The 26138-nt window shown below is 65.7% G+C and carries 21 protein-coding genes, 1 tRNA gene and 2 riboswitches; of the genes, 11 read left to right on the top strand and 11 right to left on the bottom strand.

Going from position 1 to position 26138, the window contains the following annotated elements; genetic code table 11:
- Positions 1-29 precede the first annotated feature (29 nt).
- The 3 genes from gcvH to RMET_RS17485 all read right to left on the bottom strand — a co-directional run bounded on the left by gcvH (position 30) and on the right by RMET_RS17485 (position 2353).
- Positions 30-410, bottom strand: a complete 381-nt coding sequence (gene gcvH / locus RMET_RS17495) for a glycine cleavage system protein GcvH (protein WP_008647396.1) — start codon at positions 408-410, stop codon at positions 30-32.
- Positions 411-513: 103 nt separating this feature from the next.
- On the bottom strand, positions 514-1641 hold the full coding sequence (gcvT, locus tag RMET_RS17490) for a glycine cleavage system aminomethyltransferase GcvT (protein ID WP_011517910.1): 1128 nt from the start codon (positions 1639-1641) through the stop codon (positions 514-516).
- A 107-nt stretch (positions 1642-1748) separates the two neighbouring features.
- Positions 1749-1868, bottom strand: a riboswitch (glycine riboswitch).
- A gap of 21 nt (positions 1869-1889) precedes the next feature.
- A riboswitch (glycine riboswitch) is annotated at positions 1890-1977 on the bottom strand.
- 154 nt (positions 1978-2131) lie between these two features.
- On the bottom strand, positions 2132-2353 hold the full coding sequence (locus RMET_RS17485; protein WP_011517909.1) for a glycine zipper 2TM domain-containing protein: 222 nt from the start codon (positions 2351-2353) through the stop codon (positions 2132-2134).
- A gap of 293 nt (positions 2354-2646) precedes the next feature.
- Between RMET_RS17485 and RMET_RS17480 the strand changes: the two genes are divergently transcribed.
- From RMET_RS17480 to RMET_RS17470, 3 genes are all read left to right on the top strand, one after another.
- On the top strand, positions 2647-4734 hold the full coding sequence (locus tag RMET_RS17480; RefSeq protein WP_011517908.1) for a UvrD-helicase domain-containing protein: 2088 nt from the start codon (positions 2647-2649) through the stop codon (positions 4732-4734).
- Positions 4735-5058: 324 nt separating this feature from the next.
- Complete coding sequence (locus RMET_RS17475) at positions 5059-5790, top strand: response regulator (protein ID WP_017514019.1); 732 nt, start codon at positions 5059-5061, stop codon at positions 5788-5790.
- Positions 5791-5794: 4 nt separating this feature from the next.
- Positions 5795-7108, top strand: coding sequence for an ATP-binding protein (locus RMET_RS17470; protein ID WP_011517906.1), 1314 nt, complete (start codon positions 5795-5797; stop codon positions 7106-7108).
- A gap of 23 nt (positions 7109-7131) precedes the next feature.
- Here RMET_RS17470 and RMET_RS17465 read toward each other — a convergent pair whose 3' ends face one another.
- Positions 7132-8310, bottom strand: a complete 1179-nt coding sequence (locus RMET_RS17465; protein ID WP_011517905.1) for an ABC transporter substrate-binding protein — start codon at positions 8308-8310, stop codon at positions 7132-7134.
- 235 nt (positions 8311-8545) lie between these two features.
- On the opposite strand from RMET_RS17465, the gene hemN reads away from it, so the two are divergent.
- On the top strand, positions 8546-10048 hold the full coding sequence (gene hemN, locus RMET_RS17460) for an oxygen-independent coproporphyrinogen III oxidase (RefSeq protein WP_011517904.1): 1503 nt from the start codon (positions 8546-8548) through the stop codon (positions 10046-10048).
- 119 nt (positions 10049-10167) lie between these two features.
- Here the strand turns inward: hemN and RMET_RS17455 are convergent, their stop codons facing one another.
- The gene (locus tag RMET_RS17455) at positions 10168-11052 is read right to left on the bottom strand and encodes a c-type cytochrome (RefSeq protein ID WP_011517903.1); all 885 of its coding nucleotides are present in this window, start codon (positions 11050-11052) and stop codon (positions 10168-10170) included.
- A gap of 426 nt (positions 11053-11478) precedes the next feature.
- On the opposite strand from RMET_RS17455, the gene RMET_RS17450 reads away from it, so the two are divergent.
- Positions 11479-11554, top strand: a tRNA-Arg gene (locus RMET_RS17450).
- 177 nt (positions 11555-11731) lie between these two features.
- On the opposite strand, the gene RMET_RS17445 is transcribed toward RMET_RS17450, so the two are convergent.
- Both RMET_RS17445 and RMET_RS17440 read right to left on the bottom strand, forming a co-directional pair.
- Positions 11732-11965: a YMGG-like glycine zipper-containing protein gene (locus tag RMET_RS17445; protein WP_011517902.1), complete on the bottom strand. Its 234-nt coding sequence runs from the start codon at positions 11963-11965 to the stop codon at positions 11732-11734.
- Between the two features lie 9 nt (positions 11966-11974).
- On the bottom strand, positions 11975-12355 hold the full coding sequence (locus tag RMET_RS17440) for a hypothetical protein (protein WP_011517901.1): 381 nt from the start codon (positions 12353-12355) through the stop codon (positions 11975-11977).
- A gap of 270 nt (positions 12356-12625) precedes the next feature.
- On the opposite strand from RMET_RS17440, the gene RMET_RS17435 reads away from it, so the two are divergent.
- From RMET_RS17435 to RMET_RS17410, 6 genes are all read left to right on the top strand, one after another.
- Positions 12626-13420, top strand: a complete 795-nt coding sequence (locus tag RMET_RS17435) for an enoyl-CoA hydratase (protein WP_029306871.1) — start codon at positions 12626-12628, stop codon at positions 13418-13420.
- A gap of 219 nt (positions 13421-13639) precedes the next feature.
- A complete protein-coding gene (locus RMET_RS17430) occupies positions 13640-15031 on the top strand; it encodes an FAD-binding oxidoreductase (RefSeq protein WP_011517899.1) in 1392 nt (463 codons plus the stop codon).
- A 48-nt stretch (positions 15032-15079) separates the two neighbouring features.
- On the top strand, positions 15080-15484 hold the full coding sequence (gene arfB / locus RMET_RS17425; RefSeq protein WP_029306872.1) for an alternative ribosome rescue aminoacyl-tRNA hydrolase ArfB: 405 nt from the start codon (positions 15080-15082) through the stop codon (positions 15482-15484).
- Between the two features lie 206 nt (positions 15485-15690).
- The gene (locus RMET_RS17420; protein ID WP_011517897.1) at positions 15691-18885 is read left to right on the top strand and encodes a bifunctional cytochrome P450/NADPH--P450 reductase; all 3195 of its coding nucleotides are present in this window, start codon (positions 15691-15693) and stop codon (positions 18883-18885) included.
- 104 nt (positions 18886-18989) lie between these two features.
- Positions 18990-20198, top strand: coding sequence for an MFS transporter (locus RMET_RS17415; RefSeq protein WP_011517896.1), 1209 nt, complete (start codon positions 18990-18992; stop codon positions 20196-20198).
- Between the two features lie 33 nt (positions 20199-20231).
- Positions 20232-21257, top strand: coding sequence for a GlxA family transcriptional regulator (locus tag RMET_RS17410; protein WP_011517895.1), 1026 nt, complete (start codon positions 20232-20234; stop codon positions 21255-21257).
- A 20-nt stretch (positions 21258-21277) separates the two neighbouring features.
- Here the strand turns inward: RMET_RS17410 and htpX are convergent, their stop codons facing one another.
- The 4 genes from htpX to RMET_RS17390 all read right to left on the bottom strand — a co-directional run bounded on the left by htpX (position 21278) and on the right by RMET_RS17390 (position 26039).
- Positions 21278-22156: a protease HtpX gene (gene htpX, locus RMET_RS17405; RefSeq protein ID WP_011517894.1), complete on the bottom strand. Its 879-nt coding sequence runs from the start codon at positions 22154-22156 to the stop codon at positions 21278-21280.
- Between the two features lie 111 nt (positions 22157-22267).
- A complete protein-coding gene (locus RMET_RS17400; protein ID WP_029306873.1) occupies positions 22268-22651 on the bottom strand; it encodes a hypothetical protein in 384 nt (127 codons plus the stop codon).
- 124 nt (positions 22652-22775) lie between these two features.
- Positions 22776-24446, bottom strand: a complete 1671-nt coding sequence (locus RMET_RS17395; protein ID WP_011517892.1) for an FAD-dependent oxidoreductase — start codon at positions 24444-24446, stop codon at positions 22776-22778.
- A gap of 81 nt (positions 24447-24527) precedes the next feature.
- Positions 24528-26039 carry a polyamine aminopropyltransferase gene (locus RMET_RS17390; protein WP_011517891.1) on the bottom strand — a complete coding sequence of 504 codons (1512 nt, stop codon included), beginning with the start codon at positions 26037-26039 and terminating at the stop codon, positions 24528-24530.
- Between the last annotated feature and the right edge of the window lie 99 nt (positions 26040-26138).

The following is a 26138-nucleotide window of genomic DNA, read 5'->3' as shown; positions in this document are numbered from 1 at the left end:
CGGCATCGAATCAGTTGGGGTGTCGGGGCTCAGGCGCCGACGCTGGCCTTGTAGGCGTCGGCACTCATCAGGCCGTTCACGTCGTCGCTGTTGGCCGGCTTCAGCTTGAACAGCCAGGCGTCGAACGCATTGGCGTTGACCGATTCCGGCGAGGCCGAGGCGGCTTCGTTCACGGCGATCACTTCGCCAGCCACCGGGGCGTAGATGTCGGAGGCGGCCTTTACCGATTCCACCACGGCAAGCGCGTCGCCGGCGCCGACCGACTTGCCCACTTCGGGCAGTTCCAGGAAGACGATGTCGCCGAGCGCGTCCTGCGCGTGATCGGTGATGCCGATCGTCAGCGTGCCGTCGGACTCGACGCGCACCCATTCGTGCGACTCGGTGTACTTCAGGTCAGCGGGGAAATTCATTGAGGTTCTCCGGAATGCAGTGTGTTTCTTGTTTCAGGCATCCCCCTGGCTAGCCCGCCGGGGGGATGTAAGGGCGACCGTTGGTGTGAAGCCGGGCGATGCCTCAGCTCACGAGTGCCTTGCCATTGCGCACAAACGGCAGTTTAACCACAGTCGCGGTCAGTTTGCGGTCGCGAATCTCCACCTGCACCTCGGTGCCGGGGGCAATGTCGCGGGGAAGGCGGGCAAAGGCGATCGACTGCGACAGCGACGGGCTGAATGTGCCGCTGGTGATTTCGCCGTCGCCGGCCGGAGTGATGACCTTCTGGTGCGCGCGCAGCACGCCACCCTTGTCTCGCAGGATCAGGCCGGCGAAGGTCTTTTGCTGGCCGCTGGCCAGCAGCGCCGACTTGCCGATGAAGTCGCGCTCGCTTTGCAGGTCGACGGTCCACGACAGTCCTGCATCGAGCGGTGAAGTGTGGATATCCATGTCCTGGCCGTACAGGTTCATGCCGGCTTCCAGCCGCAGCGTGTCGCGCGCGCCGAGTCCGGCGGGACGCACACCCGAGGCGGACAGCTTTTCCCAGATGCCCGCGACGTTCTCCGCCGGCACAACGAGTTCGAAGCCGTCTTCGCCGGTGTAGCCGGTACGGGCCACCATCAGTTCACCCATCTCGGCGTCGTGCACCACCACCGCGTTGAACGGCTTGAGCGTGTCGGCGGGCTGGGTCGACGGGAATGCGTCGTACACCTTCTGGCGCGCGTTCGGGCCCTGCACTGCAACAATCGCCAGCTTGCTCACGCAGGCCGGGGCCAGGTCGCCACGGCGCGGGGTGATCGTCACGCCGCTGCCGGTGGCCGTGTTGCGGGACTGGATCCATTCGATGTCGCCGACGGCAGTGCTGGCGTTGACCACCAGGCGGAACCGGTCCTCGGCAAAGAAGTAGACGATCAGGTCGTCGATGACGCCGCCTTTCTCATCGAGCATGCACGAATAGAGCGCCTTGCCCGGCGTTTGCAGCTTGTCGATGTTGTTGGCCAGCAGACCGCGCAGGAAGGCGCGCGCGTGGATGCCGCTCAGGTCCACCACGCACATGTGGGAGACGTCAAACATGCCGGCGTCGGCGCGTACCGCGTTGTGTTCCTCGATCTGGGAGCCGTAGTTGACGGGCATGTCCCAACCGCCGAAGTCGACCATGCGGGCGCCGAGGGCGCGGTGGATGGCGTTGAGGGGCGTGGCCTGGAGCGTCATGGATGTCCTTGGGGGCGCTCGGTTCGAAAACCGTGGTTCGAAAACGAAAAAAGGGTCATCCGCCGCAGCGTCCGGTCGCGCCAATGCGCTACCAGTCCGCTGCCGCGGATGACCCCTCTGTCCTCGATACCTGAGAGATTACGAAGCGTGGTGCTTCGTGCGCCCCTTCGGTGGACATGCTCACCATTGCCTTGCAATAGCGGATGTCGCTCTCCAGAGTGCGGCATGCATTGTGTGCATGTTGCATGCCGATCCAGCCAGTCCATGGTGCCTGAGAGTTTTCGGGTGATACCCCTTCGGCGGCGCAATCGCTGCGCGCTCTCCCGGCCGGATGCGCGTGAATGTACGGGACCGTTCTGCCTTTGTCAAACCTCGTGCGGCAGGCCCGGTCCCGTGCGTGGTCGCCCGTTGCGGGCGGCCCTCGCCAACCTGTCAGTGGCCGTCATCGCGCCCGGTAACAGGCCCTTGATGAGCGGCCCTGGGACAACCCTTAGTGACCCTTGGTCGTGACGTTACCGATCACGCCACCCACGGCGGCGCCGCCGAGCGTGCCCAGCGCGCTGCCTTCGGTCAGTACGGCGCCACCCACGGCACCGACGCCCGCGCCGATCGCCGTGTTGCGCTGCTTCGGCGTCATGTCGGCGCAGCCGCCAAAGGCAGCAAGCGTGACACCAATCAGTGTGAGCTTCGAAATCGTGCGGAACGTAGTCATATGGCCTCCAGTGCTTTGTTGTCGACATGCAGTACTGCCACGCGCGCCAGCCATACCGGCACGCTGTGATAAGTGAGAGGCCGATGCCGTGCCCCGGGTGCCTGCGGCTTACGATTGTTACGGGCTCGAAACGCTTGCCGTAGGACGGTCTCCGACACACGTGCAGGGTGCGACCAGACACGACGCGCGTGACACGAGGCGCGTGTTAACATCGCCAGCTTTGGCGCACCGGCTCCGGTGTGCTTCATCCGCGCCTTTTCGGCCGATCCAGGCCAATCCTCATCAAAGATCACATGTCCCACGGGCTCAATTCCGCGCAATCCGAAGCCGTTCGCTATTTCGACGGGCCATGCCTCGTCCTGGCGGGTGCCGGATCGGGCAAGACGCGCGTGATCACGCAGAAGATCGCGCACCTGATCGAGGACAAGGGGTTCGAGCCGCGCCACATCGCCGCCGTCACGTTCACCAACAAGGCGGCCAAGGAGATGCAGGAGCGCATCGGCAAGCTGATGGAGGGCAAGACCACGCGCGAGGGCAAGCGGATTCCGCTCAAGCAGCTCACGGTCTGCACGTTCCATTCGCTCGGCGTGCAGATCCTGCGCATGGAAGCCGAGCACCTTGGCCTGAAGCCGCAGTTCTCGATCATGGATTCCGATGACTGCTTCGGCCTGGTGCAGGAGCAGCTTGGCACCACGGACAAGAAGCTGATCCGCAGCGTGCAGGGCACGATCTCGCTGTGGAAGAACGGCATGATCGATCCGGAGACGGCGCTCGCGCAGGCGAGCGATGCCGACGAGCACCAGGCCGCGATGGTGTATCGCAATTACGTGGCCACGCTGCACGCGTACCAGGCGGTGGACTTCGACGACCTGATCCGCCTGCCCGCCGAATTGTTCGCGCGCGACGAAGCCGTGCAATTGAAGTGGCAGAACCGCCTGCGCTACTTCCTCGTCGACGAATACCAGGACACCAACGCGTGCCAGTACCAGTTGCTCAAGCTGCTGGCCGGTGGCTCGCATCTGCGCGCGCCGGCGTTCACCGCAGTGGGTGATGACGATCAGGCGATCTATGGTTGGCGTGGCGCCACGCTCGACAACCTGCGCCTGCTGCAGACCGATTTTCCGAGTCTGAAGGTGGTCAAGCTCGAACAGAACTACCGTTCGACCGTGCGGATTCTGGAAGCCGCCAACGCGGTGATCGCCAACAACCCGAAGCTGTTCGACAAGAAGCTGTGGTCGGAACACGGCATGGGCGATCCGATCGCGATCCACCCGATGAACGACGAGGAGCACGAGGCAGAGTCAGTGGTATTCCGGCTGTCCGCGCACAAGTTCGAGCGGCGCGCGCAGTTCCGTGACTACGCAATCCTTTATCGCGGCAATCACCAGGCCCGGCTGTTCGAACAGATCCTGCGCCGCGAGCGCATTCCGTATGTGCTCTCGGGCGGTCAGAGCTTCTTCGACAAGGCCGAGATCAAGGACATCTGCGCGTACCTGCGCCTGATCGCCAACCCCGACGACGATCCCGCATTCATCCGCGCGATCACCACGCCGCGTCGTGGCGTGGGCAACACCACGCTCGAAGTGCTCGGCACGTTCGCGGGCCAGGCCAAGGTATCGCTGTTCGAGGCGGCCATGATGGGTGGCATCGAGGCGAAGCTGCAGCCGCGCCAGCTTGAGCCGCTGCGCACGTTCTGCGAGTCGATGGTACGGCTGGCCGATCGTGCGAAGACAGACCCGGCCACGGTGGTGCTCGACGATCTCATGGAAGGCATCCACTACGAGGCCTACCTCTACGACACCTTCGACGAACGGCAAGCGCAATCGCGCTGGACCAACACGCTCGAATTCCTCGACTGGCTCAAACGCAAGGGCACGCGTCCCGAGCCGGAAGGCGAGGGCGAAGCCACCGGATTCGACACCGCCGATGGTTTCGGCGACGAAGGCAAGAACCTGCTCGAGCTTACGCAGACCGTGGCGCTGATGAGCATGCTGGAAGGCCGCGAGGAAGATCCCGATGCGGTGCGACTGTCGACGCTGCACGCGTCGAAAGGGCTCGAGTATCCGCACGTGTTCCTGGTCGGCGTGGAGGAGGGCATCCTGCCTCACTCGCGCGAGGACGAGGAAATGGGCGACGAGAAGATCGAGGAGGAGCGCCGCCTGATGTATGTGGGCATCACGCGCGCGCAGCGCAGTCTGCAGATCAGCTGGTGCAGGAAGCGCAAGCGCGCCCGCGATACGTATGCGTGCGAGCCGTCGCGTTTCATCGCCGAGATGAAGCTCGAGGACAGTCCCGCCCCGAAGGACGAGACTCCGGCCATGAGCCCGAAGGATCGTCTGGCCGGGCTCAAGGCGCTGCTCGGCAAGCCTGCGGCGGAATGATTGATACAAGCCGGACAAGCTTCGCGATGACCGGCTCTCTACGATTGGAATGCGCGCTTTCGTCTCGACGTCTGTCGCGACACACTGCGCCTACCCTTCGGTTTGCGGTGTGTGCTGGGCGCATGCGAGCCCGGCTTCTTCCCTGTTGAGCGCTCCCGGATGCGGCAGCACCGGGGGCGTTTTTTTCCGCCTCTCGCTACTTGTGGCGTTTTGCGCACGTATCAAGTTTGATACAAAACCGGCATCGCTTGTAATGGGCAAGCTGGTACATTGGGTGCTCCATCCGGCCGCGGTTCCGCGGCCGTTCCCATCCGCAAGCTCGCCATGGACCTGTCCCCCGCTCTGCCAATCCGCCTGCTGATCGTCGACGACGACCCACAAATCCGGGCCATGCTGGCCGAATACCTCGCCACATTCGGCATGGAGGCCGAAGGTGCCGAAGGCGGCACTGCCATGCGTGCGGCGATGTCGAAGCAGGAATACGACCTCGTCATCCTGGATCTCTCGCTGCCCGGCGAGAACGGCCTGACGTTGTGCCGCGAAATCCGGGAGTCCAGCAACCTGCCTGTGATCATGCTGACCGCCCGCGCGGAACTGGCCGATCGCGTGGTGGGACTCGAGGTGGGCGCGGACGACTACGTGACCAAGCCGTTCGAGATGCGCGAGCTGGTGGCGCGCATCCATACCGTGCTGCGTCGCAGCCGTGCCGACGTGCGACGTCCGGCGCCGGCTGCGCCCGGGCATGAAGTCCGGTTCGCGGCATGGCGACTGAACACCACGCTGCGCCAGCTGGTGGATGCCGAGGACACGGTGGTGCCGCTTTCCAACGCGGAATTCCGGCTGCTGCTGACATTCATCGAGCATCCCAATCGCGTGCTCGATCGCGAGATGCTGATCAACACCGCGCGTGGACGCGATCTGGACGTGTTCGATCGCAGCATCGACCTGCTGGTGTCCCGTCTGCGCCAGAAGCTGCGTGACGATCCGCGCGACTCGGCACTGATCCGCACCGTGCGTGGCGAAGGGTACGTCTTCACGGGCACCGTGGAGCACTGACGGCATGGCCGCGCAGATGCCGCCATCGGCGGACGATCCACCGATCGTGCGGCCCGAATTGCGTTCCAGCGCATCGGAGACGCCCCGAAGGCGCTTCGATTCGATGTTCGTGCGGCTGTTCTTCGTGATGGCCGCGATCATGCTTGCTGTTCACGTGCTGGGCGTGACCGTGATCGAGGGGTTCTTCCCGCGCCCGGGTTCGGAGCGCTACATGGAACGGATGCGCCGCGCCGCCTCGGAAGCCGAGGCGGCCGGCCACTCATTGCCTGCACCACTGCCGGGCGCGTTAGCATCGCTCAGCCATCCGCACGGGCCGCCACCACCGCCCAATGATGACGATGACGACGGCGACAACGACGGGCCCCCGCTGCATCCCGACGCATTCCGCATGCAGAAAGGCGGCGTACTCATGCCGCCCGGACCACCTGGGCCACCTGGGCCACCGTCCGGTTTCCATATTCGAGGTCTCTGGCCGCCGCACTTGGGCATGTTGTTCCAGCTCGTGGCCATCCTGATTGCATCGTGGGTTGGCGCGCGTCTGCTGGCGCGGCCCGTGCAGCAACTGGCCAGTGGCGCGAACCGGCTGGCGCAGGACGTCCACGCGCCGCCGCTGGAGGAGGAGATGGGCCCAGCCGAAGCGCGTGACGCTACCCGGGCACTGAACCTGATGCAGCAGCGCATCCGCACCCAGCTGGCGCAGCAATCACGCTTCCTGGCGGCGGTGTCGCACGATCTGCGCACGCCGCTGACGCGCATGAGCCTGCGCATCGAGCGCATCGAGGACAACAACGTGCGCTACCGTCTGCGCCAGGATCTGGCCGAGATGAACGGACTGATCGACGCCACGCTGTACTACCTGCGCGAGCGAGACGATGCCGCCGGCCCGCGCCAGCGCGTGGACGTGCTGGCACTGCTGCAGGCGATCGTCGACGATGCCCAGGAAATGGGCCAGGACGTGCGGCTTTCCGGCACCGCCGTGCCGCTGCTGGCGTACCCGGCCGAACTGCGCCGCGCGGTAGTCAATCTGGTGGAGAACGCGCACCGGTACGGCGGCGCCGCCCATATCGTGCTGACCGACAGCGCCGAGCGCGTGATCATCGACGTGTCCGATAACGGCCCGGGTATTCCGCCCGCGGAACTCCAGCGCGTGCTGGAGCCGTTCTATCGCGTGGAGTCGTCGCGCAGCCGTGCCACAGGCGGTGTGGGAATGGGGTTGGCGATCGCCGCCGATATCGTGGCGCGACACGGCGGGGAACTCACGCTGAGCAACCGTACCGAGGGCGGCCTGCGCGTGCGCATTGTGCTGCCGCGCGCCTGACGGGGCATCGGCCCATCGGTGGCTCAGGCGCGTTGGGGCAAACCGCTCTTGTTGATCGGCGCCAATTGCACGTACTGCGAACCGCGTAGTCCGCGCGTGAAGTCGAGCATGAAATCGCCAACGTCGACACGCGTCTGCAGCGCGCGACGCAACTCTACCGGTCCGGGCGCCTTGATGCCGCTGGCCGCGCGCACCAGCCACGCGGCGCCAATGTAGCCGGCCAGCGTGGCGGGCGAGGGCGGTTCGTCGAGGTACTGCTTCATGCGCGCTACATGCTCTTTCACCACACGCAGCGTCGATTCCTGCGGCCCCGGCGCGATCTGCGTCACGACCATTCCGCCCGCATAGCCGGTGCCGAGGATTTCACGCGCCGACACCGGGCTGACAGCCGACAACCCCACCAGGAATCCGTACCAGTTCTGCGCAGCCAGCGCGCGACCCAGGCTGCCGTAGGCGAGCGTGTCGCCGCCGACGATCACCGCGCCCGGACGGCCCGCCGCAATGCGGCGCGCGCTCTCGTCGAAGTTGCCCGTGAGCGGCACCGTCTGTACCGACATGGCTTTCTCCAGCCGCGACAGCCAGGGCGTGCCTGCAGCGAGCGTGCCCGCCGCGAAATCGGGAGAGACCGCCAGCGTTACCGCGGTCAGTCCGAAGCCGCGTAGCTGACGTACTGCCGCGTCCAGTTCGGATTGATAGTCGGCGCGCGTGAACCAGACGTTCTCGGCATTCAGCGAGAGCCCCGACAGCGGTGCCACGATCTGCACGCCACGGCGCGACAGTTCGGTGGAAGCCGCGAGCGCGGGCAGCAATGCATCGCCGGGCCCGAACAGCACTTCGGCATGTTCGCTGTCGGCCAGTGCCACTGCCTGGGCCGTGGCGCCACGCGGATTCGTATCGGCATCGCGCACGACGTGGACGATACGCAGGCTGCCGTTGGACGCGTTGTACGCGTCGAACAGCACCTTCGCGCCGGCCAGGTAGTCGCGCGAAAGATCGGCCTGCGGGCCGGTGCGATCGACCAGTTGGCCGACGACAAGCTGGCGGCGCGCGCCCGATGGCGCGGGCTGCGCGAACGCGGTCTGCGGCGCGATTACAGCCAGTGATGACAACGCGCCGAGCGAACCCAGTGCGCCAAGTGTGCGCCGACGCCCTGCAGACGCGGGCGCGCATGACGATTTCGACTGCGGTGGGGCTTGGCGCATGGCAGTGGTTCGGAAGCGGTGTGAGCGAAGAAAGGACGCCGCGCAGCACAGGGCTGCGAGACCGGGCCGAGACTATCGGCGCTTCATGACGCTCCCGTGACTTGCACGCGACTTGGCTCCCCACGTCGGCGGGGCTGGCGGGCGCACGCATGACGTGGCCTTGATGCTTATCAAGATGGCGTTCCCGGGCGAGGCATAGGATCGGACGTACTTCCGCCTAGAAAGCACCACAATCATGTCCGCCCCCATGTCCGACACCCCCGATACCGCTATTCCTTCCGGCCTCGCATCCTCGTCTACCGCCTTCGACCGCACCGCACTCGCCGACTTCCGCGAACTTGCCGGCCGCATCGATGGCAACGGCCCGCGCTACACGTCGTATCCCACCGCCGATCGCTTTCACGGTGAAGTCGGCGACGCCGCCTACCGGCGCGCCCTGGATGCCTGCCGTGCGAACGTACCGGCACCGCTGTCGCTGTACGTCCACATCCCGTTCTGCGAGAACATCTGCTACTACTGCGGCTGCAACAAGATCATCACCAAGGATCACACCCGCAGCGCGCGTTACGTCGACTATCTGGCACGCGAAATGGCCATGGCCGCCGAGCAGCTTGGCGAGCGCCGCGCGGTCATGCAGTCGCATTGGGGCGGCGGCACGCCGACGTTCCTCGATCCTGTTGAAATGCGCCACGTGATGTCGGCGTTGCATAAGCATTTCGAGCTGCTGCCTGAGGGAGAGCACGCGATCGAGATCGACCCGCGCCGTGTGGGCGACGATCGCATGGAACTGCTCGGCGAACTTGGCTTCAACCGGATCAGCCTTGGCGTGCAGGACTTCGATCCCGAAGTGCAGCAGGCCATCCACCGGGTGCAGTCATATGAGGAAACCAACGGCGTGGTGCGGGCCGCGCGACGCCTCGGGTTCCGTTCGATCAGCATGGACCTGATCTACGGACTGCCGCACCAGACCACGCAACGCTTCTCGGCAACCATCGACCGCGTGCTGGAAATGCGCCCGGACCGCCTGTCGGTCTACAGCTACGCGCACCTCCCGCATGTGTTCAAACCGCAACGCCGCATCGATCCCGCCGCATTGCCACCTGCCGCGGAAAAACTCGACATCCTCGTTTCGACGATCGAGCGCCTGACCGCTGCTGGCTATGTCTATATCGGCATGGACCATTTCGCGTTGCCGAATGACGATCTGGCCATCGCCCAGCGCGAAGGTCGGCTGCAACGCAATTTCCAGGGCTATGCCACCCACGCGGGCTACGACCAGCTTGGCTTCGGCGTCTCGGCGATCGGCGCTGTGGCGGGCCACTACGCGCAGAACGCGCGCACCACGGACGAGTACTACGCCGCGCTCGACAAAGGCCAACTGCCGATCGTGCGCGGGTTCGAGACCTCGGAAGACGACCGCCTGCGCAAGTTCATCATCGGCGAACTGATGTGCAACGGCACGCTCGATATTCCTGCCGTGGAAGCCTCGTACAGCATCAATTTCGCGCAGAAATTCGCCGCCGAACTGGTCGACCTCGACAAGCTGGCCCTGGACCATCTGCTTCGGCGCACACGGAACCGGATCGAGATCACGCCGCTGGGTCGACTGCTGGTGCGTCGCATCGCGATGGTGTTCGATCACTATCTGCGTGAAGACGCGCTGCGTCCCAAGCCGGCAGCGCCGGCGGCCAACGACGCGAAGGTCATCCCGCTGGTGCGCTACTCACGCGTCGTTTAAAGAAATTTTGATGCTCAGCAAATGAGCCAATAAAAAAAGCCCGCGAGATATTCGCGGGCTTTTTTTGTGGAGCCGGGGTGACTTCCGGGGTTGCCCCCGGGCGTCACTGTCATTCGCTCTTACTTGCCGGCCTCTGCCATGTAGTTCGAAGCGGCGATCACGTCGGCGTCCGGACCGGCATAGCCACCCTTCGGCGGCATCACGCCCTTGCCCTTCAGCGCGTAATTGTGGACTGCGTCCATGCCTTCCTTCAGGCGCGGTGCCCAGGCGGCCTTGTCGCCGAACTTCGGCGCGCCAGCCACGCCAGAGGCATGGCAAGCCGCACAGACTTGTTCATATACCTTCTTGCCTGTTTCAGCCGAAGCGGCGGCCGGTGCAGCAGCGGCAGCAGCAGGGGCTGGAGCCGCGGCGGCGGCAGGCGCTGCAGCAGCAGGGGCGGCGGCGGGTGCGTCGGCTGCCGGAGCGGCGGCCTGGGCCGGTGCGCCAGCGGCCGGGGCTGCCGGCTCAGGGAACTTGGCGCCACCGGCGTCGGCCATGTACACCACGGCACGGGCCAGTTCGTAGTCGCTCAGGTCGTCCGGGGTGGTGCCGGCACGAGCAGGCATCGCGTTCTTGCCGTTGAGCACCGACTTCATCAGGCCGTCGAAGCCCTGGCCGATGCGGCCCGCCCAGTCACCCGCCACGCCGTACTTCGGCGCACCAGCGGCACCGCTGGCATGGCAGGCTGCGCAGACGGCCTTGTAGACCTCTTCGCCGGTCTTCAGGACGCGCGGTGCGTTGGGGTCCTTGATTTCGAGCGAGGCCACGGGCTTGATGCGGTCGTTGATTGCCTCGGCAGACTGGGTTGAGCCGGCGCCTTCGCGGGTGCCGTGTCCGACAAAGTTGACCAGCAGGATGATGACGAGGATCGGGATCAGGAACGCTGCGATCACGACGACGATCAGCTGCTTGGGGGTCTTGATTGGCGACTCGTGGTGGTCGTTTTCTTGGTGGACGTCACTCATACAGAACTCTCGATTTTGCGGGAAACCTATTGCACAGCACGTTGGGGGCGGCTTGCTTTGTCTGGCCCTTGGAGACGCTATCCGGACGACTCTGGCGTCGCAGCGCGGCTTCAACTGCCCACGTCCACGCGCCTGGCCGTTTCGGCCTGGCCTCGTCTGGATAGCGTCCCTGTTTTCGGGGATGAATCTGTCGTTTTTGCGTCCGGGTTGTCTCAGGTCCCGGGTACGTCTCTCTGGCGACGCAAATAGGAGCCGATTATAGACGCAAGACATGGCCTCCGGGGGCCAAAAGCGGCGGCTGGGAGACCCGTGGAGACCCGTAATCGCACTAACCGGCGCAACCCGCATGGACGGGCTGGGTCAAACGGAGTATCCTATGCGACTTTCCGACGGCGGCACTCGCCCGTTGTCAGCAAAGCCCACATCGCGCCCGTAGCTCAATGGATAGAGTACTGCCCTCCGAAGGCAGGGGTTGCTGGTTCGATCCCAGCCGGGCGCGCCAATCCCAGCAAGACTTTCCCGAAGTGATTTCAACTCAGGCTGCGCACCGGCCATAGCTGGATTTCCGTCGCCCGATGCCAGAAGTCAAAGGCGCGGACCCGATACGCACGGGCCAATGCCATGCGTACCCAAATCCGCGCCGATCGCCGCAAGGGCGATTTACAGGGACAAGGGACGATCAGTACCAGCTCTGCTGCTTGTTGCCCTTGATGTTTCCCGCCACCCCGCCAGCGACGGCGCCGATGGCGGCGCCGGTCCAGCCGCTGCCGCCGGCAATCGCCGCGATACCCGCGCCTGCCGCGGCACCGATTGCCGCGCCGGATACCGTGCCTTGCTGCTGCGGCGTCATGTTCGTACACCCAGCGGCGCCGACGATGGCCAGCACCACACCAATCTGTTGAAATCGTTTCATGGCATCACCTCACTTTTGGGGTTGCAGGCCGGGAATGACCATGTCGAACCAGATCGTCTCGATCACCGGCCGCGCAAGCTGGTCGGGGTGCGCCGCATACCAGTTATCCACACGTTGACGCACGGTATCGAGCGTATGGCCCCTGAGCCCCTTCGACAGACGGGGCATGATGCTCTGGGTGTCGCCGGGCGGCTTGTCGGCGTAGTAAGCCGATTCCACCTGGGCCAGATTGGCGATGCCCACCAGATAGGCCTTCTTCATCTGTTCGGTCGATTGTGTCCATTGCTTGCCGGTGACCAGTGGAATTTCCTGGGCCAGGGCGCTTTGGCCCATCGTCATCACGACACATGCCGTTGCCGTTGCTGCGAGCCAGCTCAGTCTTCTTGCCATTGCAATTTCCCTCCGCTGTTGTAGATACCGCACGGGGCTGGTGCGTAACACCATATTAGTCGCTGTTCCGGTGTCTGCCAGGTCACTGCGCACGGGTTAAAGTGCGCAAAAAGACGCAAGTTGTGCCAGACCAATCAGTGGATTCCAGCTTTGTTCTGGTGTCGAATAGGGTCTGGATGGTTCGCCGGCCGGATATCTGCCCGAGTTGACCGGACATTCCTGCAGGTCCGAACCTGGACACTCACCCCTTGACGGAGCGCAGACGTGGAAATGGAATCCGGCGGCAAGGCTGTTGACCCCTTCGTGTTACGAGAGACCCATGATGGCGTGGTGACGCTACGGCTGAACCGGCCGCAGCAGTTCAACGCGCTGTCCGAAGCCATGCTCGAAGCGCTGCGCGTGGCCTTCGAGGATGTCGCCCGGGACGACTCGGTACGTTGCGTCGTGCTGGCCGCCGAAGGCAAGGCGTTCTGCGCCGGGCACGATCTGCGCGAGATGCGCGGTCGCCCGGACCTGGCTTACTACCGCACGCTGTTCGCGCAATGCAGCGTGGTCATGCAGGCGATCCAGGCATTGCCGGTGCCGGTCATCGCGCGGGTGCACGGCATTGCCACGGCCGCCGGCTGCCAGCTCGTGGCGAGTTGCGACCTGGCTATTGCGTCGGTTGCGGCGAAGTTCGCGGTGTCCGGCATCAACGTCGGCTTGTTCTGCTCCACGCCATCGGTGGCGTTGTCGCGCAATGTCTCGACCAAACGCGCGTTCGACCTGCTCGTAACCGGCCGCTTCATCGATGCCGAGACGGCAGCGGATTGGGGCCTGATCAACGAGGCCGTGCCCGAGCAGGAGCTTGACGCCGCCGTGGCGCGCAAGGCGGAGGCGATTCTGTCCAAGAGCCCGGCAGCGATTCGCTACGGCAAGGCGATGTTCTATCGCCAGCGCCTGATGGAGCTGGGCGATGCCTATGCATTCGCGGGCGACGTCATGGCGCGGAACATGATGGAGGAGGATGCGGGCGAGGGCATCGATGCGTTCCTGCAGAAGCGCCCCCCTCGCTGGCAGCGATAAAGTCTGTCTGCCAGCGTGACCGTGCCGGGCGCGCGGATGTCCCTTTCACGCCGTCCCAACTTTGCAACAGGTCGGGCCAACTCGCCTCGGCGTTGCTACCCCGTACATTGAGACAATCCAGCGCCAATGCGGCTTTCCGCCCATTGGCGCGTGCCTTGCATGGATATCTCCTCCGGGTGCGAATTCCGAAGCCCCGGGCATGTTTGTGGAGGTACCGCCATGCCCAACCTGACCACTGATCATATCGACATGCTGCGCCACGCCGTGCGCGGCAAGGTGCTGCTCCCCGCCGATGCAGGATACGAAACAGCACGTACGGTCTGGAATGCCACCGTCGACAGGCGTCCGGCGATCATCGTCCAGTGTTCGGGCACGGCCGACGTGATGCAGGCCGTCGGCTTCGCGCGCGACCGTGGCCTGGTGCTCGCGGTGCGGGGCGGCGGGCACAACATCGCTGGCAGCGCGATCTGCAACGGCGGTCTCGTCATCGACCTGTCGCAACTGCGTACCGTCCACGTGGACCCACTCGAACGCGTAGCGTGGGTGAGTCCCGGCGCCACGCTCGCCGATTTCGACCATGAGGCGCAGGCGCAGGGTCTGGCCACGCCGCTCGGGATCAATTCGACCACCGGCGTAGCTGGACTGACACTTGGTGGAGGCTTCGGCTGGCTCACGCGCAAGTACGGCATGACTGTGGATAACCTGCTCGGCTGCGAGATCGTCACCGCTGACGGCACGCGTCACTGGACCGATTCGCGACATGAGCCTGAGCTGTTCTGGGCGTTGCGCGGCGGTGGCGGCAACTTCGGCGTGGTGACGCTCTTCCAGTTCCGACTGCATCCCGTGGGGCCGATGATCACGGCGGGCCTGCTGGTCTTCCCGGCGGTCGAGGCGAAGGCAGTGCTCCGCCAATACCGCGCCTATGTGGAATCGACGATGCCCGAGGATCTCAACGTCTGGGTCGTGCTGCGTAAAGCGCCGCCGCTGCCCTTCCTGCCGGCCTCCGCGCATGGCAAGGATGTGGTGGTGCTGGCGGTGTTCCACGACGGCGATCCGGCCGCCGCGGAGAAGGCGATCGAACCGCTGCGCAAGTTCGGGGAGACCGTGGGCGAACACGTCGGACAGATGCCTTACACCGCGTGGCAACAGGCCTTCGACGCGTTGCTTGGTCCGGGTGCCCGCAACTACTGGAAGTCGCACAATTTCACTCGGCTCGAGGATGGGGCGATCGACGCCATGACGGACTTCGCACTGCGGCTACCGTCGCCGCTGGCGGACATCTTCGTCGGGCAGGTGGGCGGCGTGGCCAATCGCGTGGCGCCCGATGCCACCGCGTATCACCATCGCGACGCCCGCTATGTGCTGAACGTTCACGCGCGGTGGGAGCGTCCCGACGAGGACGCCGCCTGTATCGCCTGGGCGCGCGACTTTTTCCGCGCCACAGAGACGTTCGCCACTGGCGGCGTCTACGTGAACTTCCTGACCGACGATGAAACCGCGCGCATCGGCGCGGCCTATGGCCCGAACTACGCCCGCCTGGCGCAGATCAAGCGCACCTACGATCCGCAGAACCTGTTCTCCACGAATCAGAACATCGCGCCGGCGTCCTGATACCGATTGCTCCACATCGTCGGCCACAGCGTTGCTATGATGCGGCGCATGGCCGACGATTTTTTCATCCCACATCAGGAGTACGACATCACCGCGATCCGCGCCCAGGGCGCGGGCGGGCAGAACATCAACAAGGTGTCGAACGCCGTGCATCTGCGCTATGACGTGCGTGCGTCGTCGCTGGAGCCCGATCACAAGGAGCGGCTGCTGGCGCTGCACGACCATCGCATCACGCGCGACGGCGTGGTGGTCATCAAGGCCCAGCAGCATCGCAGCCTGGAGTTGAACCGGGAAGAGGCAATCCGGCGGCTGCACGAACTGGTGCGCAGCGTGGCGGAGCCGCCGCGCGTGCGGCGGGCCACGCGGCCGACGCTGGCGTCGCGCAAGCGCCGGATCGAGGCCAAGACCCAGCGCGGCCAGGTCAAGGCCCTGCGCGGCAAGGTGCTTGATTAGGCAGTCGATCGCGCATTCGATCCGGTAGTCGGTTCGGTGCCCGCGCCCGGGATTCGAACAAACATTTCAAACGGACGGGGCAGAGCGGACAGAAGTGCCGATTGGAAGGCATCCTCGGTGCCAGTGCGTTGACTTCGCCGTCGAATCTGGCGATCGTCGACGGCAGCCTTCCTGATGACGTCCACGCGCGACAAGGCGCTTCCCCCATGTCCACTGCAACACCTGCCGCTGCCCTCGAGCCGATTCCCCGCGATCCGGGCTGGCCGATCTTCGGCAACCTGTTCCAGATCACGCCGGGCGAGGTCGGCCAGCATTTGCTGGCGCGTAGCCGCCACCACGATGGCATCTTCGAACTCGACTTCGCCGGCAAGCGCGTGCCGTTCGTGTCGTCGGTCGCGCTGGCCAGCGAGTTGTGCGACGCCACGCGCTTTCGCAAGATCATCGGGCCACCGCTGTCCTACCTGCGCGACATGGCCGGCGACGGCCTGTTCACCGCGCACAGCGACGAGCCGAACTGGGGCTGCGCGCACCGCATTCTGATGCCGGCGTTCAGCCAGCGGGCGATGAAAGCCTACTTCGACGTGATGCTGCGTGTGGCTAACCGGCTGGTGGACAAATGGGACCGACAGGGCCCGGACGCCGATATCGCCGTGGCGGACGACATGACGCGCCTGACGCTCGACACCATCGCGCTGGCGGGCTTCGGGTACGACTTCGCATCGTTTGCGAGTGACGAACTCGATCCGTTCGTGATGGCGATGGTCGGCGCGCTGGGGGAGGCGATGCAGAAGCTCACGCGCCTGCCGATCCAGGATCGCTTCATGGGCCGCGCGCATCGCCAGGCCGCCGAGGACATCGCATACATGCGCAATCTGGTCGATGACGTGATTCGCCAGCGGCGCGTGTCGCCAACGTCGGGCATGGATCTGCTGAACCTGATGCTCGAAGCGCGCGATCCCGAGACCGACCGGCGGCTCGACGACGCCAACATCCGCAATCAGGTCATCACGTTCCTGATTGCCGGCCACGAAACCACCAGCGGCTTGCTCACGTTCGCGCTCTATGAACTGCTGCGCAATCCGGGCGTGCTGGCGCAGGCGTATGCCGAAGTCGACACAGTGCTGCCCGGCGATGCGCTGCCGGTCTATGCCGATCTGGCGCGTATGCCCGTGCTCGACCGCGTGCTGAAGGAAACGCTGCGGTTGTGGCCGACCGCACCCGCCTTCGCGGTGGCGCCGTTCGATGACGTGGTGCTGGGCGGCCGCTACCGGCTGCGCAAGGACCGTCGCATCTCGGTGGTGCTGACCGCGCTGCATCGCGATCCGAAGGTCTGGGCGAACCCCGAGCGTTTCGATATCGACCGCTTCCTGCCCGAGAACGAGGCGAAGCTTCCCGCCCATGCCTATATGCCATTTGGACAGGGCGAGCGCGCGTGCATCGGCCGCCAGTTCGCGCTGACCGAAGCCAAGCTCGCGCTGGCGCTGATGTTGCGCAACTTTGCGTTCCAGGACCCGCACGACTACCAGTTCCGGCTCAAGGAAACGTTGACGATCAAGCCCGATCAGTTCGTGCTGCGCGTGCGGCGACGCAGGCCACACGAGCGGTTCGTGACCCGGCAGGCATCGCAGGCCGTTGCCGACGCGGCGCAGACAGACGTTCGCGGCCATGGGCAGGCGATGACCGTGCTGTGCGCATCGAGTCTCGGCACGGCTCGCGAACTGGCTGAGCAGATCCATGCCGGCGCCATTGCGGCGGGCTTCGACGCGAAGCTGGCCGACCTCGACGACGCCGTAGGCGTCTTGCCCACTTCGGGCCTGGTCGTCGTCGTGGCCGCTACCTACAACGGCCGCGCGCCCGATTCGGCTCGCAAATTCGAAGCGATGCTCGACGCGGACGATGCCAGTGGCTACCGCGCGAATGGAATGCGGCTGGCGCTGCTCGGCTGCGGCAATTCGCAGTGGGCGACGTACCAGGCGTTCCCACGTCGCGTGTTCGATTTCTTTATTACCGCGGGTGCGGTGCCGCTGCTGCCGCGTGGCGAAGCCGATGGCAATGGCGACTTCGATCAGGCGGCCGAGCGCTGGCTCGCGCAACTCTGGCAGGCGCTGCAGGCCGACGGCGCGGGCACCGGTGGCCTCGGCGTGGACGTGCAGGTGCGCAGCATGGCGGCAATCCGCGCTGAAACGCTGCCAGCCGGCACGCAGGCGTTCACGGTGCTGTCAAACGACGAACTGGTAGGCGACCCGAGCGGCCTGTGGGATTTCTCGATCGAGGCGCCGCGCACGTCGACGCGCGATATCCGGCTGCAACTGCCTCCGGGCATCACGTATCGCACCGGCGATCACATCGCGGTGTGGCCGCAGAACGATGCGCAACTCGTTTCCGAGTTGTGCGAGCGGCTCGATCTCGATCCCGATGCGCAGGCCACGATCTCCGCACCACACGGCATGGGGCGTGGCCTGCCAATCGACCAGGCGTTGCCGGTGCGGCAACTGCTGACGCACTTCATTGAGCTGCAGGACGTGGTCTCGAGACAGACGCTGCGTGCGTTGGCGCAGGCCACGCGCTGCCCTTTCACAAAGCAGTCGATCGAACAACTTGCTTCGGACGACGCGGAGCATGGGTACGCCACGAAGGTGGTCGCGCGGCGGCTGGGCATCCTCGATGTGCTGGTCGAACATCCGGCGATCGCGCTGACGCTTCAGGAACTGCTGGCGTGTACTGTGCCGATGCGGCCGCGCCTTTACTCGATTGCATCGTCGCCGCTGGTATCGCCCGATGTGGCGACGCTACTGGTCGGCACCGTCTGCGCGCCGGCGTTGTCCGGGCGCGGGCAGTTCCGTGGCGTGGCGTCGACGTGGCTCCAGCATCTGCCGCCCGGCGCGCGGGTATCCGCGTCGATTCGCACGCCGAATCCGCCGTTCGCCCCGGACCCCGACCCGGCGGCGCCAATGCTGCTGATCGGTCCGGGCACCGGCATCGCGCCGTTCCGCGGATTCCTGGAGGAACGCGCGTTGCGGAAGATGGCGGGCAATGCGGTGACGCCGGCGCAGCTCTACTTCGGCTGCCGCCATCCGCAACATGACTGGCTCTATCGCGAGGACATCGAACGCTGGGCCGGGCAGGGTGTGGTGGAGGTTCACCCGGCGTACTCAGTCGTGCCGGATGCACCGCGCTATGTGCAGGATCTGCTCTGGCAGCGGCGCGAGCAGGTCTGGGCGCAGGTACGGGACGGCGCGACGATCTACGTCTGCGGCGATGGCCGCCGCATGGCGCCAGCGGTACGCCAGACACTGATCGAGATCGGCATGGCGCAGGGTGGCATGACCGATAAGGCGGCGTCCGACTGGTTTGGCGGTCTCGTCGCGCAGGGCCGCTATCGGCAGGATGTCTTCAACTGAGCCGCTGAGTTCCCGATTGGCAGAAATCCGCTGAACGTTGTCAGTCGGACGGCCATGCCGACCCGTACGCTGGGTGCCATCCCCATTTCCACATCGGAGACGCGATGGCTTCCCACGCATTGCGGCAGGCGCGCGTGTTGGCGCTGTGCCAGGCACTCTATACCTCGGCGCTGTCCGTCGACCTGACGCTGACGGGGCTGGTCGGCTACACCCTCGCGCCGAACAAGGCGCTGGCCACGCTGCCATTCGCGCTGATTACCGTGGCATCGGCGCTGACCGCCATCGCCGCGGCTTTCCTGATCGAGCGACTTGGCCGACGCCCGGCGTTCTGCCTCGGCGGACTGGCCTGCATGGCCGGTGGTCTGGTTTCGGTGCTGGCGATCTGGCGGCACGACTTCGTGTTGTTTTGTCTCGGTACGGCGCTGGTCGGAGTGTTCCAGGCATTCGCGCGCTTCTATCGCCTGGCCGCTGCCGATGCCGCGCCGCTTGCCGAGAAGCCGCGTGCGATATCGGCCGTGCTGACCGGTGGGGTAGTGGCGGCGGTGTGTGGCCCCGCGATCGCGGCCTGGAGCGCTGACATGATGCAGCCGCTGCCGTTTGCCGGCTCCTACGCGGTAGTTGCCGTGTTCGGCGCGCTATCCGTGGCCGTGCTGGCGCTGGCCTATCGGGAACCACCGGCAACGGCGCACGCTGCGGCGGCTGTGGATAACCTTCCGGCCCGGCCGCTCGGCGAGATCTTTCGCCAGCCTGTGTTCCTGGCATCGTTTGCGAACAACGGTATCGGCAACGCCGTGATGATGTTCATGATGACGGCCACGCCGATCGCGGCCGTGGCGTGCCAGCACACGATCAAGCAGGGCGCCCAGATCATCGAATGGCACCTGGTCGGCATGTATGCGCCATCGTTCTTCTCCGGCTGGCTGCTGCAGCGCTTCGGCAATCCGGTGATGCTGGTGAGCGGCATCGCGTTGTCGGCGCTCGCGGCCATCGTCGCGCTGTGCTCGACCACGCTGCCGGCCTTCTATCTCGCCCTGCTTTGTCTGGGCGTGGGGTGGAACTTCATGTTCGTCGGCGGCACGACGCTGCTGACCAGCAGCTACCGCCCGGCGGAGCGGGCACGGACGCAGGCGGCCAGCGAGTTTTCCGCAGCCGCGCTGACCGCGCTGGCCACACTGGCGGCGGGGCAGGTGTTGAACCAGTGGGGTTGGCAGGGCGTGAACCTGGCGGTGCTGCCGGCATTGGCGGTGGCTCTTGCCGTGACGCTGGCGTGGCAGCGTCAGGAGCGGCTGGCGCCGTCGGCGGCGGGCGTATGATCGGCGCATCCGCGCCCAATCACTTGCCCAGCCATGCACCCAGCCCCCGAACCGCCGCGCGTTGTCGTCATCGTCGCGCCCGATCCTGCGCAGGAACTCGACGTCACCGGGCCGACCGCCGTGTTCGGTGCCGCCAACAAGCTGTGCGGCCGTGAGTCGCCGCCCTACGACCTGCACGTGGTCAGCGTCAGCGACGATGCCATCGTGCGTACGGAGAGCGGTCTGCGCATATTGGCGGACGCGCCGTACCACCGCATCGTCGAGCAGGTGGGCAGACCGATCGACACGCTGCTGATCTCGGGCGGCTCGGGCCATGCACGGGCCGCCGAGGACGAGCAGCTGATCGGCTGGCTACGCACGCAGGCGACGCAGGTGCGGCGGATGGGCGCGGTTTGCACCGGGGCGTTCGTGCTGGCCGGTACGGGGCTGCTCGACGCGCAGCGCGTGACCACTCACTGGCGTCATGCCGAGCGGCTGGCCCATCGGCACCCGGAACTGGACGTCGATGCCGATCCGATCTGGATTCGCGCGGGTCGCTTTTATACCTCGGCCGGCGTCTCGGCTGGCATGGACCTGTCGCTCGCACTGGTCGAGGAAGACCTGGGCCACACGGTGTCGCTGGACGTCGCGCGGGATCTGGTGCTGTTCCTCCGGCGTCCGGGCAATCAGGCGCAGTTTTCGACGGTGCTGCGGGCGCAAGCGGCGCAAAGCCCTGAACTGCGAGCGTTGCAGACATGGATTGCCGATAACCTCGGCCGGGACCTGTCGGTCGGCGTGCTGGCGGAGCAGGTGGCGATGAGTCCGCGCAATTTTGCGCGGGTCTTCGTGAAGCAGGTGGGAGACACGCCAGCGCGCTATGTCGAGCGGCTTCGCGTGGAAGCGGTGCGGCGTCTGCTGGAAGGGGGCGATCGGCGGCTGGAAGCCATCGCGCATGTCACCGGATTCGGTAATGCCGATGTCATGCGTCAGGCATTCCAGCGCCATGTGCAGACGACGCCCGAGCGATACCGGGCGGCATTCCGCGGGGAAGGGCAGGCAGTGGCGCTGGCGGCTGCGTAGCCACCAGCGCTCTGCGGGGCTTAGCGGGTGCCTTGCAGGGCCGCGATGCGCGATTCGATCGGCGGGTGGCTTGCAAACAGCGCCAGCCACGACTTGCCGCCCGAGATACCCATCGCCTGCATGTTCTGCGGCAGGCCGTCGGCGTCCAGACCACCCAGGCGGCGCAATGCCGCCACCATCGGGCTCGGCGTGCCGAGCAGCTTCGCCGCGCCGGCGTCGGCACGATATTCGCGATGACGCGAGAACGTGGCGACGATGACGCTGGCCAGGATGCCGAAGACGATCTCGCAGACCACCACGGTGACCATGTAGCCGATACCGGGGCCGCTCGACTCCTCGTCATTGCGGCGCAGCCACGAATCGACGAAGTAGCCGACCACGCGTGCCATGAAGATCACGAACGTGTTCACCACGCCTTGAATCAACGTCAGCGTGACCATGTCGCCATTGGCGATGTGGGCCACTTCGTGCGCGAGCACGGCCTCGACCTCGTCGTGCGACATCGACTGCAGCAGGCCCGTGGACACAGCCACCAGCGAGCTGCTCTTCGACGCGCCGGTAGCGAATGCGTTGGGCTCGCCATCGTAGATCGCCACCTCTGGCATCGGCAGGCCGGCGCGCGTGGCCAGCTTCTCGACGGTCTGCACGAGCCAGAGCTCCGTGCTGGTGCTCGGGTGGGTGATGACCTGGGCGCCGGTCGACCACTTGGCGATGGTCTTGGACATCAGCAACGAGATGAACGAGCCACCGAAGCCCATCAACGCCGCGAATGCCAGCAACATTCCGAGGTTGAGGCCGTTCGAGGTCAGGAAGCGATTCACGCCCAGCAGGCTGGCCGTGACACTGAGGACAAGCATGACGGCGAGGTTGGTCGCCAGGAACAGAAAGATACGTTTCATGGATGTGGGGCGAGACTAGGAAGAACGCGGACGGGCCGCAAGCGCGCGGCCCGCTGGATGCGAACTGCGCGATAAAGGTGCGCGCGAAGCAACCTTCGCGCGAAAGCGGGATCAGCCGCGCGGCGGGCGCGGCAGCAGAGGCAGGTCGGGGTCCGGCAGGGCGATGCGGGCGTACTGCGGCACCGCGCCACGGCCGGTTGCGGTTGCCATGCGCGGAAGCGGCGCGGGCAACAACTGCTCGGCGAAATCCGCGCCCGGTGACGACGGTTCCGCATTATCGGCAGGGTGGGAGGACTCTTGAGTCGTGGGCGCCGGCATATCACCGGGATCGCCAACATCGGCGATAGCGGAAGCATCGGTCGCCACGGCGAGCGTGGCCCGAGCGACGTCGGAGACATCGGCCGTCTGAGGCACCTGCACCATGCCGACGCCTGCCGCGGACGTGCCGAGACCTGCCCATGCCTGCAACGGCAGGAAGGCAAGCAGCACAATCATCAGCAGTAACCGGAACGGTTGCACGAGGAGTCGGGGCGCGGGTGACGCAAAAGACAAAAAGACTGGCGTCGATTCTACAGGATGGCAGGGGCCGGCGCAGACGGTCGTCCCCACCCCGGCGTCACTATCCGACGATTCTCAGCGCGGCGCGTGTGCCCCACCATGCCGCTTCCTCGAACACGGAGAGTCCGCTCAGGTCGGCGTGGGCAAACAGGATGCGGCCGTCGGTCTCACGCAACGCACGGATGCCCGCGTTGCCCAGAAAGCCCGGCACCGGCGTGGCCATCGCGTGGCCGCGTGCCGTGATCTCGACGGCGTCCGCATGGCGCCAGAATTCGCGGCCATAGACCGCGCGAAGATCGGACACGGCCAGGTCCATCAGCGCGGCCGGGTCGGCATCCGCCAGCCATCGCCTGACGGCATCTGGCGATCCCCCGGCAGGCGCACCGGATTCGGCGTCGAGCGGACAGTAGGCCGTGAACGCGGTGTGCGCCGGACGTGCCTGGCGGATCCACTGGTGCGTGGCCACGACGTAGCCGAGGCCGCGCGAGCCATGCACGACGTTGTCCCACGCCAGCGGCACCCCGGCGGCCTCCTGCGGAAACCCCCGCAGGTGGAACGACGAAACCAGCCAGGGCGCGTGATATTGCAGATGTTGCGCCGGGTCGAAGCCGAGCGGCTTCAGCGGCAAAACGTGGGCGGCGACATGCAGCGGCATCGCGCAGATAACGCGCCGCGCCCGAATGCGAAAAAGCGCGGGCGGCCGTGTAACACCATCGGGCCAGTGCGCGCACAGCACGCTGACGCCATCAGACGTTTCGTCGATACGCACCGCCATGCCCGCGCGCCGCCATGGCTGGCCGGCATTCATCCGCGCATCGATCTTCGATGTCAGCCGCGTCACCATACCGTGCAATCCGTCCGGCCATGTCAGCACCGCGCCATCGGCGGCATTGCTGGCATGGCCGCCACGGCTGGCGAAGTAGTGCAGGCCCGCCCACGCGGAAACGGCATCAGCCCCCGCGCCATAGTCGTCACGGCAGCAGTAATCGGCGTACCAGTGCAGCGTCGGTGCGGTAAAGCCTTCGGCTTTCAGCCATTGCCGGAAGGTCTGGCGATCGAGCGCCGTCCATGCCGGGTCACGCGAAGATTCGGCGATCGGAATCGCAAATGCCTTGCGGCCATCGCTGCCGGTGGCGTGGCGCAGCGCATCCATGCGGGTGAGGAAGCGTGTGTGCTGCGCATCGTGATCGTCATGATCGGGCAGCAGGCCGTCCTGCCATTTCCCGTCGAAGAACAGCCGCTCGTCCGGCGCATGCACCAACGCATGTTCGTCGAAGCGTGGGCGCGCATCGAATGGATCGCGCTCAATCACGCCGACGTCGGCCAGCATCTCGCGCACGTGGGTCGATTGCGCCGAAGGCAATGGCAGGTAATGCGCGCCGCGCGGGAAACCGATCTCGCCGAACTGGCCGCCGGCCGCATTGCCGCCGAACTCGGGGCCGTCGAGCATGATGAAGTCGCGATGACCGGCGCGCGACAGTTGCCATGCGGCCGACAACCCGCCCGGGCCGCTACCCAGGATCGCCACATCGGTGCGCAGTTCGCCGCCCGGCTCGGGCCAGCCGCGCTGGTCACGCAGCGCGTGCCCCTCCGCCATGCCGGGGCGCAGGACCACCGGCGTGGGTTCGCGCAGGGCCAGGCCGCGCAGGAAGCTGTCGGCCTCGTCGCCGATGCGGCTACAGCCGGCCAGCGCGGTACCCGCGGCGGCGATCAGGAAGCGGCGGCGGTCCATCGGCGTACTGGAGCAGCCGCTCCGGCAAGCGAACTTGCGGATGACTTGGCGGATGACTTGGCGGATGACTTGGCGGATGACTTAGCGGATGACATTGCGCCAGTCACGCTCGAAGTCGTGCACGAGAGTTTGTTCATTGAGCCGGTTCGGCTCGCCCTGGCGCGGCGCCATGTCGGCGGGAAAACGGAACATCAGCGCAGTCGTATCCCCGTCGAGAAACTTCATCGGCACGTCGTAGCGCGTCGGCGGCGTGTAGTCGTTGCGCTTGCCGACCAGGATGTAGCCCCACTCGCCGAACGACGGCACGTAGGTATGGTACGGCCACGTATGCAGCCCGGCTTCACGCAGCGTGGCGTCGATGTCCCAGAACGAGCGCGGTGCGTAGTAGGGCGATGTCGACTGCACCACCGCGTAGCCCTTCTCGGCCAGATGGCGCGACATCAGCCGGTACATCGGCACGGAATACAGCTTGCCGAGCCCGAAATTGGACGGGTCAGGCAGGTCGACGATGATCGCGTCGAAGCTGTCCTGGTTCTGCTCGAGCCATTGCGCGGCATCGGCGTTGACCACTGTCACGCGCTGGTCGGTCAGCGAGCCGTGGTTCAGTGCCCGTAGCGGTTCGCTGCGCGAGAATAGCGTGGTCATCGCCGGGTCCAGGTCGACCAGCGTGACGTGCTCGATATTGCGGTACTTGAGAATCTCGCGCAGCGCCAGCCCATCGCCGCCACCGATTACCAGCACGCGACGCGCCCACGGCAGCGCCTGCAGCACCGGGTGCACTAGCGCTTCGTGATAGCGGTGTTCGTCGCGCGAGGAAAACTGCAGATTGCCGTTGATGTAGAGGCGGAGATCGTCCTTCCAGCGCGTGATGACCAGCCGCTGGTACGGGGTGGTTTCGCTATGGATGATCTCGTCGCCGAACAGGCCGCGCTCGGCCCAGTGCGTCAGATAGTTCGAACCGGCGAAGCCGACTGTCAGCACCGCCAGCACCATGCCTGCGCGCAGCGTGCGCAACGTCGTGCGCGACACCTCGTCGCGGAAGATGCGCAGTGTGAACAGCGCCACCGCGACGTTGAGCATGCCGAACAGGAATCCCGTGCGCGACAGCCCGAGCCGTGGCGCGAGCACCAGCGGGAATACCAGCGACACTGCCAGCGCGCCGAGATAGTCGAACGTGAGCACGCGGCTCACCAGATCGCTGAACTGGGCACGCCGCGCATTGAGGATGCGCATGACCAGCGGAATCTCCATGCCGACCAGCATCCCGATCACGAACACCAGCGCATACAGCGCGGTGCGGAATGGCGCGGAGAGCCAGGCGAATACCACGAACAGCAGCGCCGCCGAGATGCCACCGAGCAGGCCGACAAGGATCTCGATGTCGATGAAGCGGGTCAGGACGTCCTCGTCCTTCACGTAGCGCGAGAGCCACGAGCCGACACCCATCGCAAACAGGTAGCAGCCGATGATCGAGGAGAACTGGAGGATCGAATCGCCGAGCAGATAGCTCGACAGGGCGCCGGCAATCAGTTCGTAGCCAAGCCCGCAGGAGGCTACGATCAACACCGAAAGGACTAGGGTACGGTCGCGCATGGGGCGGCGGTCGCAACAGGTGAGCAACAGGAGATCGCCCGGAGCGCGGCTGGCGTTCCGGCGTGTCACAAATTGATATTGGAAGGAATAGGACTGCGG

It is taken from the genome of Cupriavidus metallidurans CH34 (assembly GCF_000196015.1).
Classification (GTDB): Bacteria; Pseudomonadota; Gammaproteobacteria; order Burkholderiales; family Burkholderiaceae; genus Cupriavidus; species Cupriavidus metallidurans.
This window is presented reverse-complemented; position numbering and strand designations above follow the sequence as displayed.

What these genes read in the sequence shown, in the direction of transcription:
- gcvH (WP_008647396.1), bottom strand. Translation starts at nt 410, where the DNA reads ATGAATTTCCCCGCTGACCTGAAGTACACCGAGTCGCACGAATGGGTG.
- RMET_RS17390 (WP_011517891.1), bottom strand. Translation starts at nt 26,039, where the DNA reads ATGCGCGACCGTACCCTAGTCCTTTCGGTGTTGATCGTAGCCTCCTGC.
- arfB (WP_029306872.1), top strand. Translation starts at nt 15,080, where the DNA reads ATGGCCGACGATTTTTTCATCCCACATCAGGAGTACGACATCACCGCG.
- hemN (WP_011517904.1), top strand. Translation starts at nt 8,546, where the DNA reads ATGTCCGCCCCCATGTCCGACACCCCCGATACCGCTATTCCTTCCGGC.
- RMET_RS17485 (WP_011517909.1), bottom strand. Translation starts at nt 2,353, where the DNA reads ATGACTACGTTCCGCACGATTTCGAAGCTCACACTGATTGGTGTCACG.
- RMET_RS17455 (WP_011517903.1), bottom strand. Translation starts at nt 11,052, where the DNA reads ATGAGTGACGTCCACCAAGAAAACGACCACCACGAGTCGCCAATCAAG.
- RMET_RS17465 (WP_011517905.1), bottom strand. Translation starts at nt 8,310, where the DNA reads ATGCGCCAAGCCCCACCGCAGTCGAAATCGTCATGCGCGCCCGCGTCT.
- RMET_RS17445 (WP_011517902.1), bottom strand. Translation starts at nt 11,965, where the DNA reads ATGAAACGATTTCAACAGATTGGTGTGGTGCTGGCCATCGTCGGCGCC.
- htpX (WP_011517894.1), bottom strand. Translation starts at nt 22,156, where the DNA reads ATGAAACGTATCTTTCTGTTCCTGGCGACCAACCTCGCCGTCATGCTT.
- RMET_RS17395 (WP_011517892.1), bottom strand. Translation starts at nt 24,446, where the DNA reads ATGGACCGCCGCCGCTTCCTGATCGCCGCCGCGGGTACCGCGCTGGCC.
- RMET_RS17470 (WP_011517906.1), top strand. Translation starts at nt 5,795, where the DNA reads ATGGCCGCGCAGATGCCGCCATCGGCGGACGATCCACCGATCGTGCGG.
- RMET_RS17480 (WP_011517908.1), top strand. Translation starts at nt 2,647, where the DNA reads ATGTCCCACGGGCTCAATTCCGCGCAATCCGAAGCCGTTCGCTATTTC.
- RMET_RS17435 (WP_029306871.1), top strand. Translation starts at nt 12,626, where the DNA reads ATGGAATCCGGCGGCAAGGCTGTTGACCCCTTCGTGTTACGAGAGACC.
- RMET_RS17420 (WP_011517897.1), top strand. Translation starts at nt 15,691, where the DNA reads ATGTCCACTGCAACACCTGCCGCTGCCCTCGAGCCGATTCCCCGCGAT.
- RMET_RS17400 (WP_029306873.1), bottom strand. Translation starts at nt 22,651, where the DNA reads ATGATTGTGCTGCTTGCCTTCCTGCCGTTGCAGGCATGGGCAGGTCTC.
- RMET_RS17475 (WP_017514019.1), top strand. Translation starts at nt 5,059, where the DNA reads ATGGACCTGTCCCCCGCTCTGCCAATCCGCCTGCTGATCGTCGACGAC.
- RMET_RS17430 (WP_011517899.1), top strand. Translation starts at nt 13,640, where the DNA reads ATGCCCAACCTGACCACTGATCATATCGACATGCTGCGCCACGCCGTG.
- RMET_RS17440 (WP_011517901.1), bottom strand. Translation starts at nt 12,355, where the DNA reads ATGGCAAGAAGACTGAGCTGGCTCGCAGCAACGGCAACGGCATGTGTC.
- RMET_RS17410 (WP_011517895.1), top strand. Translation starts at nt 20,232, where the DNA reads ATGCACCCAGCCCCCGAACCGCCGCGCGTTGTCGTCATCGTCGCGCCC.
- RMET_RS17415 (WP_011517896.1), top strand. Translation starts at nt 18,990, where the DNA reads ATGGCTTCCCACGCATTGCGGCAGGCGCGCGTGTTGGCGCTGTGCCAG.
- gcvT (WP_011517910.1), bottom strand. Translation starts at nt 1,641, where the DNA reads ATGACGCTCCAGGCCACGCCCCTCAACGCCATCCACCGCGCCCTCGGC.